The organism is Alteromonas sp. ABE4_545, assembly GCF_056161325.1.
Map to the genome: position 1 here is coordinate 41,273 of NZ_JBSWYY010000023.1, position 12,678 is coordinate 53,950.

The window sequence follows — 12,678 nt, forward strand, 5'->3', positions numbered from 1 at the left end:
CTAAACCGTCATAATCCACGGTTTGTCATGCAACTAACATGTTTTCTTGTCACCATTGGCAATGATAAACCCCTTTAGACAGTAGTGGAAAAATCAAAGTAATGTTTTCAAGCATCCTTAGAAAAGTATTTGGCAGTCGAAACGACCGACTATTAAAAAAATTACAAAAAAACGTTGATGCCATAAATGTGCTAGAACCTACGTTCGAGGCTTTGGATGATGAAGCGTTAAAGCAAAAAACGGTTGAATTTAAAGGCCGTATCGAAAAAGGTGAAAGCCTTGATGATATTCTTATAGAGGCCTTCGCTACTGTGCGTGAAGCTAGTAAGCGCGTGTATGGCATGCGCCACTTCGATGTGCAAATGTTAGGTGGCCAAGTACTTCATCAAGGTAAAATTGCCGAGATGCGTACTGGTGAAGGTAAAACCTTAACCGCGACTTCTCCTACGTATCTGAATGCACTTACTGGTAAAGGTGTTTACGTTGTTACAGTGAATGATTATTTGGCCCGTCGTGATGCGGAATGGAGCCGTTCACTGTATGAATTTTTGGGCTTGAGCGTTGGCTGTAACGTACCCGGTATGTCACCAGAGCAAAAGCGCGAAGCCTATAGCTGCGACATTATTTACGGTACCAATAACGAATTCGGTTTTGATTATCTACGCGACAACATGGCGTTTAGCCCGAATGATCGCGTACAGCGCAATTTGTACTATGCGGTAATCGATGAAGTTGACTCTATCCTGATTGATGAAGCGCGTACGCCGCTTATTATTTCTGGTGCCGCAGAAGACAGTTCGGCGCTGTACATGCAGATCAACACTATTATTCCTGAACTAGTACAACAGGAAAAAGAAGACGAAGAAGGCAAAGAAGGCGATGGTGATTTTACTATCGACGAGAAAGGACGTCAGATTCACCTGACCGAAAAAGGCCAAATTCACGTAGAAGAAATTCTTCAGCGCAATGGTGTCTTGCCTGATGGTGAGTCGTTGTTCGCAGCGGGGAATATCTCGCTTCTTCATCATGTTAACGCGGCATTGCGAGCACACAAGCTGTTCCAAAAAGATGTTGATTACATCGTAAAAGACGGTGAAATTGTTATCGTTGACGAACACACTGGCCGTACGATGGAAGGACGTCGTTGGTCTGAAGGCCTGCATCAAGCGGTAGAAGCAAAAGAAGGTGTACGTATTCAAAACGAAAACCAAACACTTGCCTCTATTACCTTCCAGAATTATTTCCGCTTGTTTGACAAGCTAGCTGGTATGACAGGTACTGCTGATACTGAAGCGTTTGAGTTTAACCATATTTACGGCCTCGAAACAGTTGTTATCCCAACTAACCGTCCTATGGTTCGTGACGACAAAGCTGATTTAATCTATCTAACGGCTGAAGAAAAATACGAAGCCATTATTGCGGATATTCAAGAATGCGTTAAACGTGGCCAACCTTGCTTGGTGGGTACGGTTTCTATCGAAAACTCTGAGTTACTGTCACGTATTCTTAAGAAAGAAAAAATTGCCCACAAGGTACTGAACGCCAAATTCCACGCCCAAGAAGCAGACATTATTGCGCAAGCGGGTAAGCCGGGTGCAGTAACTATTGCAACGAACATGGCGGGTCGTGGTACCGATATTGTGTTGGGCGGTAATTGGAATGCTGAAGTTGAAAAATTAGAAAACCCAACAGAAGCACAAATTGCCAAAATTAAAGAAGAATGGAAGGCAAATCACGATGCGGTGTTAGCGTCGGGTGGTCTTCACATTATTGGTACAGAGCGTCACGAATCTCGCCGTATCGATAACCAGTTACGTGGTCGTTCTGGCCGTCAGGGTGACCCAGGTTCTTCGCGTTTCTATTTGTCACTTGATGATGCCCTAATGCGTATCTTTGCGTCTGAAAAAATGGCGAGCATGATGAAGCGTTTGGGTATGGAGCGTGGCGAGGCCATTGAACACCCTTGGGTAACACGTGCCATTGAAAATGCACAACGCAAAGTTGAAGGGCGTAACTTCGATATTCGTAAGCAATTGCTTGAGTACGATGATGTTGCCAATGATCAGCGTAAAGTGATTTACGAACAGCGCAATGAATTGCTGGATGAAGCCGATATCAGTGAAACTATTGAAGCTATTCGTGCTGACGTAGTGGACGGTGTTGTATCAGAATATATTCCGCCCCAGTCATTGGAAGAAATGTGGGATATTGCTGGTTTGGAACAGCGCTTAAAAGCAGATTTCTCAGTTGATGCCCCTGTTCAGCAGTGGCTAGACGCTGACGACAAGCTGTTTGAAGAGAAGCTACGCGAGCGTATTTTGGAAACTGTGGTAGCGGCTTACAAAGCGAAAGAAGATATCGTAGGTCCAGAAGTATTACGTCAGTTCGAAAAAGCGGTGATGTTACAGAATTTGGACTCAAGCTGGAAAGAGCACTTAGCGGCGATGGATCACTTGCGTCAGGGTATTCACTTGCGTGGTTACGCTCAAAAGAATCCTAAGCAAGAGTATAAGCGCGAGTCGTTCGAATTGTTCTCAGCTATGCTTGAAAACTTGAAAGTGGAAGTGATTACGGTACTGAGCAAGGTACAAGTGAAAGCTGAGTCTGACGTTGAGAAAGTAGAAGAGCAGCGTCGCCAAGCCGATAACGTACCTAAGCACTTTGAACACGAAGAAAGCGGTGCAAATGTCGAGTCAGACCAAGGGCAGGCTGGTGTGCGCCAAGGGCCGAAAGTGGGCCGTAACGACCCTTGTCCTTGTGGCTCTGGCAAAAAATACAAGCAGTGTCACGGTAAATTGAGTTAATGAAAACCGTAAATGTCGCCGTTGGGGTGGTACAGCGCAATGATGAAATCTTTGTGTGTTTGCGCCCCGATGACGTACACCAAGGTGGAAAGTGGGAATTTCCCGGTGGCAAAGTGGAAGCGAACGAATCAGTTGTTGATGCGTTAGCACGAGAACTGGATGAAGAAATTGGCATTCAGGTTACGCACTCAGCGCCACTTGTAGAGATTAACCATGACTATGGCGATAAGCATGTTACGTTAAACGTTTATCGCGTAACAGGCTTTACAGGTGAACCCACAGGCAAAGAAAATCAGCCGAGCAAGTGGGTTAGCGTAAGTGCGTTACGCCCAGAAGACTTCCCCAAAGCTAATGTGGCGATTATTAAAGCGTTACAACGCTAACGTGGAAAAAATGATAAAGCAAAAGGGCGCATGAAGATGCGCCCTTTTTACGTTTAGCAGTTGTGCTGTGCGTATTTCGATAGGGCCTTAGTCTTGTTCTACAGGCACCAGATATTGTTCGTCGGTGACCGCTTCAAACCAGTCAACGGGCTTGCCTTCCAGGGCTTCTTGTATCGCAACGTGCTGCATGTTTTCACTCTCAGTAGCGCCATGCCAGTGTCGACGTCCACAGTTACACCAAATAAGGTCGCCTTCGCGAATTTCTTTTTTGGGGCCATTTTCACATTGGGTCCAACCTTTACCTTTTGTCACGTAAAGTATTTGACCGAGAGGGTGAGTATGCCAGTGAGTTCGGGCACCAGCGGTAAAATTAACCACGGCTGCTGCTACTCGCGACGGGGCGTCTCCACTGAGCATGCTGCTGATGTGTACGTCTCCAGTAAACCAATCTGCAGGCCCTTTTATTACATCAAATTCGCCTTGGCGTTGAATTGTCATATCAGGTGTATGTTGTTCACTATTCATGATCCGCTCCAGTCAAAATAACCGCCTTTTAAACGGTTTGAAAAGCTGGGCCGGAGCCTGTGGGGGAGGATAGCAATTGTCGCCAGCGGCCCAGCGTAAAATAACTATGCTAAGACCCAAGAGGCATAAGTGAAATGCTTGTTCGTCTGTATGTATTGCCTATTCGTGCAGATAGTGAATAGGTAGGGTTGGGGGGAATAGGCAGCCTTGTTGGTCACTGCCTATCTGTTAGCGCATTTCACCTTGCTACAGCATGAAACGTTTGGCGGTAGCGAAAGCAACGTTGAGCTTGTGATATGCGGCTTCATTAATAAAATGAGGGTAGGTAACTTCATCCCCTTGCCAGCCTATAGTTTCCCCAGTAAAGGCTTGGAACGCCGGTTCTTCAGGGCCTAAGGTTTCAAAATCACGATCTTGTAAAGAGTCGTGGATCATGGCAGTTCTTCGCCCTTGTTCGTCCATAGGGTAAAGAATATTTTCACCAAAGCGAAAGGCTTCACACTGGGGTAACGCGGGTAAAGCGTTGTCGTTGTATAGCTGAACGAACGTCAGAATGGCGTGCGCCATTTTTTCGGTGGCCAGATACACATCGGCGCGCAATAAACCTTGTGGCTGTGCGCCAACCTCTATCATTACGCCTTTAGAGCCTGTTGTGCACAGGTAGTGATGATCGAGGTAGGGTTTTTCGTCTTCAACCAATATGTTGGCTTCAGGCATTACGTGTTTTACGTAGCGAGCCATTTGCAGATTAAAGTCATCTGCTTCAAGAATAATGAGGGTGGCGCCCATGTTACTTGTGGTGTTGTGTATATCGATCACAAGGTCGTGCTTTGCATTACCTTTGGGGCCAAGTAACTGGTTGAGCTGTTGTGCTAACTTTGTTTCGAGTACCTGAGTGTTCTCGTCGTTAAGACGTGCCTCGGTAAATTGACGGTTGAGATCTTCTTCTATAAATCTCACGTTAGCGTCTAGCGCTGCTTGATTGGCAAGGTGGCAGCTAATTGCTAGATCGTCATACTCGGCTGGAATGCCATGGTTTATCCAATTACTGACTAATTGAATACCACTCATTTCATTGCCATGAGTTGCACCAATAACCGCGACTGATTTTATCATCGTTATCCTCAGTGTTTAAAAAAGTCGGCGTGTTGTTCAGCCAACATCGCTTCTATTTCTTCGATATCTATTTCTGTCGGAGCGTCAGCTTTATCGTTTTTTGTACTAATTACTTTTTCTTCACTTGCCCATTCACCCAAATCAATAAGTTGGCATTTCTTTGAGCAAAATGGTCTGTATAGGCTTTCTTCTTGCCAAACAACGTCAGCTTGGCAGGTTGGACATTTAACGTGCATTTTTAACAGTTGGCCATAGCAAATTGGATATCTGATTCTACCGCCGAAGATTGATTTTCAGAAGGGGAAAACCACAAGAATCTGAGTGCGAAGCGATATTTGTTGCCGCTGAGTGTAGGGTAATAGCCCCCGTCAACATCACACTCAACACGGATAAGTTCGACTTTGTCTTCAGCAACACCCTGATAAAAACCGCCCTTAGCAACAAGGGGTTGTAGTTTGCCCCTCTCTCGTAAAAACGACAGCGCGATAGATATTGCATTATCAAGTATGGCGAGTTCGTCTAGCCAGCTTCGCATATTGGCTTGGCGCTCGTCCAATGGCTGTTGAAGCCAAAAATACAGATTGGGCAAATCAAAATTACACGTGCCACCAGGGATCGAAAAACGCTGTTTTATCGAAGCTAAAAATTTATCTTCTTTGAGGGCTGTACCAAACTTTTTGCAGGTTTTAAGGGTATCTCTTAAATGTACGATACTGCGCAAGGTTTGCTGCAATGCGTTATTGTCTATTTGCGGGTGTTGCGACCATACCACAAGGTTTTTCTCGTGGCTGTCGAGGTCTTTAATAATGTCCGTACGCAGATCTAGTCGGTCGAATAGATCGAGTAAGGTAAATAGTTGTTCAAAGAAATAGCGCTGAGAATCACCTTCAGACTGAGCAGCGCCCGCTTTTATTTGCGCGAGTATTTGTTCGATACGCAAATAATTTCGTACTTTTTCTTTCAGCGGAAACTCATATACAGCCTGGGTCATTAACGTCCTTAACGGGCAAAACTACGTGCAACTAAAGTTGAATTCAATGTGTAGTGTAAGTCTATACTAACGGGAAATAAAGCGTGTGTCGTAAACCGCTTAAGATTGCGTACAGGCTAATTGCATGAAAGACTGATGCAACGCCTCAATCTGGGGGGATAAATCGTCTAGCGAGCCGTTATTTTGTATAATCTCGTCGGCGCGTTTTACTCTTTCTGTTCGGGAGATCTGCGAGGCAATGATATTGCGGATCGTCGCTTCATTGCTGCCGTCTCGCTTCATGGCGCGCTCTAGTTGTAATTCTTCATTACAATCAACCACTAACACGCGATCAACCATAACATCCAAGCCGTTTTCTAGCAACAAAGGCACAGCCAGAATACAATAAGGGCTATTTACAGCCTGAATATCGTGTAACATTTTTTCACGTATCAGAGGATGTAAACATTCATTCAGCCACTCTTTGGCCTCTGAATTGTGAAAGACTATTTCTCTGAGCGAGGCGCGGTTAAGTTCTCCGGACTCAAGAACAACCGAAGGGCCGAACTTTGCCGTTATTTTTTCTAACCCTTGACTGCCAATAGCAACAACTTCTCGCGCAATGATGTCGGCATCAATAATTGGTACACCTTTTTCTGCGAACCCATCACTGACGGCGGTTTTTCCAGAACCTATGCCGCCTGTTAACCCTATTACCCATGTATTATTGTATTTGTGTGGCATTATGCGTTAGCTACCCATGCGAGATACCATTGTGTTAACGCCTGACCATAAAGTAATGTAAGCCATCCGGCAATGGCTAAATAGGGACCAAATGGGATCGCTAAGTTGTGCCCCTGTCGTTGACGAATAGCGATAACAATACCAAACAGGGTACCGACCACAGACGAGATCAAAATAATAGGTAACAGCCCTTGCCAACCAACCCAAGCTCCCAGTGCGGCAAGTAGCTTAAAGTCGCCATAGCCCATGCCTTCTTTGCCAGTGGCGAGTTTGAATAGCCAATATATGCTCCACAAAATGAGATAACCAATGGCAGCGCCCGTAATGGCATCGGTAGGGGAGACAAATATTGATTGAGTGCTCAATAGTAGCCCTATCCACAATAGCGGAAGTGTAAGCTGATCCGGCAATAGCATTTTGTCTAAATCAATGAAGGTCATGGCTACCAATAGCCATGTGAATAACACCACAGCTAAAGCTTGTGGGCTTGGCCCATAAAAATAAGCTACCCAGCCACACAATAGAGCGGTAAGCAGTTCAACAGCAGGGTAGCGCAGCGAAATCGACGTGTGGCAACCGGCACACTTTCCACCCAAAATGAGGTAACTCAATAGCGGAATGTTTTCCCATATACGGATCTTGTGGTTGCATTTGGGACAGCGGCTATCTGGCTTGGCGAGGTTGAACGTAGGGCTATCATCATCGGATGTCGATTGCTCAGGGTGAAAATAAGATTGGTATTCTTGCTTCCAATCTTTTTCCATCATAATGGGAAGACGATAAATCACCACGTTGAGAAAGCTACCCACCATTAGACTGACAACAAATACCAAAGCGGTAAAAAACCAAGGTTGTTCGTAGCTGAGTTGTATTACTGCCTGCATAGCTGCCTTATGTGATATTGAATTATCTGTTACGGGGAAACAGACTGTTTAACCCTATGATATTACACCACTTGACCCATTTGAAAGATAGGAAGGTACATCGCTACGATCAAACCTCCGATTACCACGCCAAGTACTGCCATTATCATAGGCTCTAAGAGACTTGTGAGGCCATCAACCATATCGTCGACTTCGGCTTCGTAAATGGTGGCAATTTTACTGAGCATATCATCTACCGCCCCCGATTCTTCGCCGATAGCGATCATCTGTGTCACCATATCAGGGAATACCGCTGTGGCTCGCATGGCGGTATTCATTAACATACCGCCGGCAACTTCTTTTCTTATAAATAAAATGGCATCGCGATAAACCGCGTTGCCTGACGCTCCGGCTGCCGACTCCAGTGCGCCAATCAGTGGCACGCCTGCGGCAAAGGTAGTCGACAAGGTTCGGGTAAAACGGGCAATCGAGGCTTTCTTTAAAATTTCGCCAATAATCGGGGTTTTGAGTAGGGTTTTGTCTACATTATCACGTAGCTTTTGTGATTTTGAATGGGCGCGGATAAACATAAAAATGCCGATAGCCATCCCAATACCAATAAACACCCCATAGTCTTGAACGAATCGTGAAATTGCGAGAACAAACTGGGTAAAGGCGGGCAGCTCGGCGCCAAAACTACTGAAAATTTCTTCAAATTGCGGCACCACGAAAATCAACAAAATGGTAGTAACAATAAATGCCACGACTAATACTGCTACGGGATAAAACATGGCCTTTTTAATTTTTGACTTAAGGGCTTCAGCCTTTTCTTTATAGGTAGCAATACGGTCGTAAATCGTTTCAAGTGCACCAGATTGCTCGCCGGTTTTTACTAGGTCGCAATAGAGGTCGTCAAAATATTTAGGGTGTTGTCGCAATGCGTGAGACAAGGGGTTACCGGCTTTCACTTCATTAGCAATGTCACTGAGCAACTTGCGCATTGAAGCTTTGTTGTGCCCTTGGGCAATCATATCTAATGATTGAATAAGTGTTACGCCCGCGCTAAGCATAGTAGCGATTTGCCGAGACATCACACAAATGTCTGTGGCGGTTATTTTATCTGCGCTTCGGCCAAAAAGCGGTTTGGCCAGCTTTTTAACCTTAACAACCGATATTCCCTGGCGTCGCAGTAAATTTCGGGCTTCTATTAATGAAGCTGCAGAAATTTCTCCTTTGCGGTTACTGCCACTACGATCAGTTCCGTTCCAAGTAAATGTGGTGGTTGCTTTGGCCATAAACGTTAACCAGAATCAGAAAATAGGAATGCCAGAGGTGAAAAAGCCCAGTGAAACTGGGCTACTTTCGTTGTGTTGTTGTGAGTGCTCTTAGCACAAGGTTGTAGGCACGCATGCTGCTGCCCAAGCTACGCGGCGGTTGCCGTCGGCGATATCTGGAAGTGTAGGTGTTAGGGTGTAAGTACCTGCGCCTTGAATCGCTGAGTCAGTGGCTTTAGTTGCTGTTACTACACCTAGTGCAGTTGCTAAACCGGTTACGCCGTCTGCCGCTACTACGTTCGTTGGAATGCCACTAGCACCACCGTTACAGTTTGCAAGAATTGCAGCTTCTGTGGCACCAGATGCAGTTTGTGCACACACTTCAACCGCTGACTTTGCAACAGATGTTGCATTGATAACTTCAGTAAAACGCGCTTTTTCTGTGTAGCTTTGGTAAGCAGGAAGCGCAATGGCTGCCAAAATACCGATAATGGCTACAACGATCATTAGTTCGATTAAAGTGAAACCTTTATTATTTACTTGGATTTTTTTCATGGTCATCTCCAGGCCGCTAAGCTCAGTCTTTGTCACAAATGGTAAAGTTAAAATTCATACTCTTATCGCTGTCACCACGTTTGGAGTACTTGATCTCAGTATAGAAGGAGATGGCTGGTCGACAAGTATCAGAAATCATACACATGTCTAGGTTTTTAAAGACCGTATAACTTAGTTACTTGTCGAATGGTCGCATTCTGCCCAATGCACTACCTGAGTGACAGGCACTGGACAGAAGCTCGCTACATAGTGATACGTAGCGATAAATCAATGGCTTGCACGTGTTTAGTGAGGGCTCCAGAAGAAATAAAGTCCACACCTAAATCGGCGAGTTCGCTCAATCTTGCATCTGTCACATTACCTGAGACCTCAAGTTTACATTTACCTTGATTGAGTGCTACTGAGCGTTGGATCTGTTCTGTGGTGAAATTGTCGAGCATTACAATATCTGCTTGTGCTTCAATAGCTTGTTCAAGCTCGTCGATAGACTCCACTTCTACTTCTACCGGCTTGCCGGGGTTATTTTGCTTTGCTTGACGAACCGCATTAACGATAGAACCACATGCGGCAATGTGATTTTCTTTGATGAGATAAGCGTCAAATAATCCAATACGATGGTTTTGACCACCACCACATGCTACGGCGTATTTTTGTGCGAGACGCAAACCAGGAAGTGTTTTCCGCGTGTCTAATATGGTGGTTTTAGAATGCGATAATAGGCTTGCATAATAATGTGTTGTGGTTGCAGTAGCCGAAAGTGTTTGTAAAAAGTTTAGGGCAATACGTTCTGCTGTTAATAATGCTCGGGCAGGCCCAGACAGTTTTACCAGTTCACTATTGGCTGACAATTTATCACCATCGGCGACCAACCATTCTTGCTTGATGGTATCTGAGGCCATACTGAATGCAGCCTTCGCCCAAGCAATACCACAAATAATGCAGTCTTCACGGGTAATAATTGTTGCGCATGACTGCTGTTGTTCAGGAATGAGATTGGCGGTGATATCTTGTGTCATGTCACAAACGCCACCTAAATCTTCGGCAAAAGCCTGTCGGACTTGTTCTTCGATGTGAGATTGGGCTGGGAGTTGCGGTTGAGACACGGTAATTTTTCCTGTTACATCTATAGTGTGCGCAATATTAACGTATCTTGTCGTTGAGTAAACTCTAACTGCTTTAAAACACTCATTCCCAGTAATATTTCGTCGTCTTGCATACCAGGGTTGATCACTGCTTGAATATCGTTAAGAACAATATTCCCAATGGTGAGTTCATGCAGAGTCGTTGTCATGATTGCCACTCGGCCATTTGCGGTATTGGCGTAGCCTTGTCGTTCGGGCGTCAAGTGTAAGTCATTGGCCAGTTGTGCTGGTATAGCGACAGATGTAGCGCCAGTATCAACCATAAAGGTGACATTTACCCCATTAATCGTGCCCCCACTCACATAATGACCTTGTTTATTGCGCTTCAATACAACTTCAATTTGACGACCTACCGTACGAGACTCTGGTGAAGCATTGGGGTTGTATTGAAAGTCGAGTAAACCGTCGAAAACAGCAATAAGTAAAACAAAGCCACTTATCCATGCTAGCACGTACATCCATGCGCCTGTGCGTTTGACTTGGTTTTCTTCATTCATGCTGTGGCCTTAGTGTCCTTATGGTGTTGATAACTAAATAGTGTCAGACTAGCAGTATTCAAACATTAATGGAGTGGAAAGTATGTCGTCTGAGCGCGATTACTTTACTCAAGCTGTACGCATTCCTTCTCCGCATTTTGACGACAGACCTGATCCGGATGATGTCAGTGTTCTTGTTATTCACAACATTAGTTTGCCTCCGGGCGAGTTTGGCGGCAAAGGTATTGAGCAATTGTTTACGGGGAATATTAACCCTGATGAGCACCCGTTTTATGAACAAATCGCGACGTTGCGTGTTTCTGCTCATTGCGTCATTCGCCGTGACGGTGTTGTGGAGCAGTATGTACCATTTAGCCAGCGAGCGTGGCATGCGGGTGTGTCGAGTTTTCAAGGGCGAGCGCGCTGCAACGACTATGCGATTGGTATAGAAATGGAGGGGACCGATACATTGCCTTACACACCTATTCAATATGCGCGCTTGGTAGAGGTAACCCAGCATGTACTTTTTCATTTTCCGAAGGTAACGTTGGGGCGAATTGTGGGGCATAATGACATTGCGCCAGGGCGAAAAACCGATCCTGGTGTGGCATTTGACTGGGGGCATTATCGCCAACGGGTTGCCGATTTAAGGAGAAAATAATACATCATGGTATTGATTAGCTTACTTATTGTACTGGCTATGGAGCGCCTAGTTGCAAAAAACGAAGGCTGGAGAGGCCAGTACTATGCGCGTCGTTACAGAGAATGGTTAACGTCTCGTGGTTGGTTAACTGAGCGCACTGATGCGGTGTCGGTTTACGGCCAATTACTTTTACCTGCGCTTTTGGTCGCACTTATCACTGATTGGGTCTTAGGTGGGTTCTTGGGTTTTGTTGCTGAGACTGTCATTTTATTTATCTGTATTGGTTGCCCGGTCTTACGCGACATTTACCGTAAATTTTTAGATGCGGCGTCGCGTGGCGATTTAGAGGCCTGTTCTTTATATACAGAGCAATTGGGGCACTGTAGAGAATTATTGCCGCCGACGGGAGAAGCGCCGGCGGAGCAGGGGAAGAGCTTTGGTCAACATCTTCTTTGGTTGAATTATCAACACTATGCTGCTGTGCTGTTGAGTTTTGTGGTGTTTGGCGCGGCGGGGGCGGTGTTTTACGTTCTATTGCGTGAACATTTCTCTTATTTCTGTTCTGAAGGTGATGAAGACAAAGCGAAAATGCTGAAAAAATTGCTGCATATCGTTGATTTTGTTCCCACGCGGATCACCGCTTTCGGCTTACTGTTGGTTGGAGATTTTTCCAAGGCTTTACCTGTGTGGTTGCGTTACTTGCCTGATGTTGTTGTGCCTGCCGAAGTGGTATTGACGGAAGTGGCGGGGCAAGCGGAGTATGTACGAGAAGCTACGCCTCGTGAAGAATGGGATGCGTCGACTGAGCCTAAGGCATTGGTTACATTGGCGAAGCGTAATATTGTTTTATTAATGAGTGTAACGGCGATTTTGACGTTGATGGGGTTGTTGAGTTAACTCTTGGTTTCTCCGTAGTCCGTTCGCTTGGCGGTCACAGTGTCCCTCAGAAACACGCTGTAAACCCAGTCCCTGGGCGCTCGGATTGCCACATCCCTGTGGCAAACGGTTTCTGATGCACACTGCCACCGCTTGGCGCGCACTCGAAACTTCGGTGTATTGAGCGGAGACATCCACCTTGGTTTCTCCGTAGTTCGCTCGGCAGTGAACAGGCTCGGCTCAGAAACACGCGGTGAATACTTCCCTGTACGCTCGTGTCGCCGCATCCTTGCGGCGAACGGTTTCT

At 45.7% G+C, this 12,678-nt stretch carries 14 protein-coding genes; 4 read left to right on the plus strand and 10 right to left on the minus strand.

The genetic code is table 11. From position 1 onward, the window contains the following. Nucleotides 1-101: 101 nt before the first annotated feature. Nucleotides 102-2,804, plus strand: coding sequence for a preprotein translocase subunit SecA (gene secA / locus ACXAH6_RS16490; protein ID WP_474878591.1), 2,703 nt, complete (start codon nt 102-104; stop codon nt 2,802-2,804). Then, nucleotides 2,804-3,187: an 8-oxo-dGTP diphosphatase MutT gene (gene mutT, locus ACXAH6_RS16495; protein ID WP_474878593.1), complete on the plus strand. Its 384-nt coding sequence runs from the start codon at nt 2,804-2,806 to the stop codon at nt 3,185-3,187. The genes secA and mutT overlap by 1 nt, the downstream gene beginning before the upstream one ends. A gap of 87 nt (nt 3,188-3,274) precedes the next feature. Here the strand turns inward: mutT and ACXAH6_RS16500 are convergent, their stop codons facing one another. The 10 genes from ACXAH6_RS16500 to ACXAH6_RS16545 all read right to left on the minus strand — a co-directional run bounded on the left by ACXAH6_RS16500 (nt 3,275) and on the right by ACXAH6_RS16545 (nt 10,873). Continuing rightward, nucleotides 3,275-3,712, minus strand: coding sequence for a (R)-mandelonitrile lyase (locus ACXAH6_RS16500; RefSeq protein ID WP_474878595.1), 438 nt, complete (start codon nt 3,710-3,712; stop codon nt 3,275-3,277). A gap of 246 nt (nt 3,713-3,958) precedes the next feature. Then, nucleotides 3,959-4,828: an aspartoacylase gene (locus ACXAH6_RS16505; RefSeq protein WP_474878596.1), complete on the minus strand. Its 870-nt coding sequence runs from the start codon at nt 4,826-4,828 to the stop codon at nt 3,959-3,961. Between the two features lie 8 nt (nt 4,829-4,836). Beyond that, on the minus strand, nt 4,837-5,064 hold the full coding sequence (yacG, locus tag ACXAH6_RS16510; RefSeq protein WP_474878598.1) for a DNA gyrase inhibitor YacG: 228 nt from the start codon (nt 5,062-5,064) through the stop codon (nt 4,837-4,839). Between the two features lie 2 nt (nt 5,065-5,066). Further along, nucleotides 5,067-5,819, minus strand: coding sequence for a cell division protein ZapD (gene zapD / locus ACXAH6_RS16515; RefSeq protein WP_474878600.1), 753 nt, complete (start codon nt 5,817-5,819; stop codon nt 5,067-5,069). Between the two features lie 99 nt (nt 5,820-5,918). Then, on the minus strand, nt 5,919-6,542 hold the full coding sequence (gene coaE, locus ACXAH6_RS16520) for a dephospho-CoA kinase (protein WP_474878602.1): 624 nt from the start codon (nt 6,540-6,542) through the stop codon (nt 5,919-5,921). Further along, nucleotides 6,542-7,426 carry a prepilin peptidase gene (locus tag ACXAH6_RS16525; protein WP_474878604.1) on the minus strand — a complete coding sequence of 295 codons (885 nt, stop codon included), beginning with the start codon at nt 7,424-7,426 and terminating at the stop codon, nt 6,542-6,544. The genes coaE and ACXAH6_RS16525 overlap by 1 nt, the downstream gene beginning before the upstream one ends. Before the next feature lie 62 nt (nt 7,427-7,488). Then, on the minus strand, nt 7,489-8,700 hold the full coding sequence (locus ACXAH6_RS16530) for a type II secretion system F family protein (protein WP_474878606.1): 1,212 nt from the start codon (nt 8,698-8,700) through the stop codon (nt 7,489-7,491). A 90-nt stretch (nt 8,701-8,790) separates the two neighbouring features. After that, the gene (locus tag ACXAH6_RS16535) at nt 8,791-9,234 is read right to left on the minus strand and encodes a pilin (protein ID WP_474878607.1); all 444 of its coding nucleotides are present in this window, start codon (nt 9,232-9,234) and stop codon (nt 8,791-8,793) included. A 242-nt stretch (nt 9,235-9,476) separates the two neighbouring features. Further along, entirely contained in the window at nt 9,477-10,337 is an 861-nt protein-coding gene (gene nadC / locus ACXAH6_RS16540) for a carboxylating nicotinate-nucleotide diphosphorylase (protein WP_474878609.1), read from the minus strand. 20 nt (nt 10,338-10,357) lie between these two features. Continuing rightward, complete coding sequence (locus ACXAH6_RS16545) at nt 10,358-10,873, minus strand: retropepsin-like aspartic protease family protein (protein ID WP_474878610.1); 516 nt, start codon at nt 10,871-10,873, stop codon at nt 10,358-10,360. 82 nt (nt 10,874-10,955) lie between these two features. Between ACXAH6_RS16545 and ampD the strand changes: the two genes are divergently transcribed. Both ampD and ampE read left to right on the plus strand, forming a co-directional pair. After that, the gene (gene ampD, locus ACXAH6_RS16550) at nt 10,956-11,513 is read left to right on the plus strand and encodes a 1,6-anhydro-N-acetylmuramyl-L-alanine amidase AmpD (RefSeq protein WP_474878612.1); all 558 of its coding nucleotides are present in this window, start codon (nt 10,956-10,958) and stop codon (nt 11,511-11,513) included. 6 nt (nt 11,514-11,519) lie between these two features. Continuing rightward, entirely contained in the window at nt 11,520-12,392 is an 873-nt protein-coding gene (ampE, locus tag ACXAH6_RS16555) for a beta-lactamase regulator AmpE (protein ID WP_474878614.1), read from the plus strand. Nucleotides 12,393-12,678 lie beyond the last annotated feature (286 nt).

What these genes read in the sequence shown, in the direction of transcription:
- ampD (WP_474878612.1), top strand. Translation starts at nt 10,956, where the DNA reads ATGTCGTCTGAGCGCGATTACTTTACTCAAGCTGTACGCATTCCTTCT.
- secA (WP_474878591.1), top strand. Translation starts at nt 102, where the DNA reads ATGTTTTCAAGCATCCTTAGAAAAGTATTTGGCAGTCGAAACGACCGA.
- ampE (WP_474878614.1), top strand. Translation starts at nt 11,520, where the DNA reads ATGGTATTGATTAGCTTACTTATTGTACTGGCTATGGAGCGCCTAGTT.
- ACXAH6_RS16525 (WP_474878604.1), bottom strand. Translation starts at nt 7,426, where the DNA reads ATGCAGGCAGTAATACAACTCAGCTACGAACAACCTTGGTTTTTTACC.
- coaE (WP_474878602.1), bottom strand. Translation starts at nt 6,542, where the DNA reads ATGCCACACAAATACAATAATACATGGGTAATAGGGTTAACAGGCGGC.
- ACXAH6_RS16500 (WP_474878595.1), bottom strand. Translation starts at nt 3,712, where the DNA reads ATGAATAGTGAACAACATACACCTGATATGACAATTCAACGCCAAGGC.
- ACXAH6_RS16530 (WP_474878606.1), bottom strand. Translation starts at nt 8,700, where the DNA reads ATGGCCAAAGCAACCACCACATTTACTTGGAACGGAACTGATCGTAGT.
- ACXAH6_RS16545 (WP_474878610.1), bottom strand. Translation starts at nt 10,873, where the DNA reads ATGAATGAAGAAAACCAAGTCAAACGCACAGGCGCATGGATGTACGTG.
- ACXAH6_RS16535 (WP_474878607.1), bottom strand. Translation starts at nt 9,234, where the DNA reads ATGAAAAAAATCCAAGTAAATAATAAAGGTTTCACTTTAATCGAACTA.
- yacG (WP_474878598.1), bottom strand. Translation starts at nt 5,064, where the DNA reads ATGCACGTTAAATGTCCAACCTGCCAAGCTGACGTTGTTTGGCAAGAA.
- mutT (WP_474878593.1), top strand. Translation starts at nt 2,804, where the DNA reads ATGAAAACCGTAAATGTCGCCGTTGGGGTGGTACAGCGCAATGATGAA.
- zapD (WP_474878600.1), bottom strand. Translation starts at nt 5,819, where the DNA reads ATGACCCAGGCTGTATATGAGTTTCCGCTGAAAGAAAAAGTACGAAAT.
- ACXAH6_RS16505 (WP_474878596.1), bottom strand. Translation starts at nt 4,828, where the DNA reads ATGATAAAATCAGTCGCGGTTATTGGTGCAACTCATGGCAATGAAATG.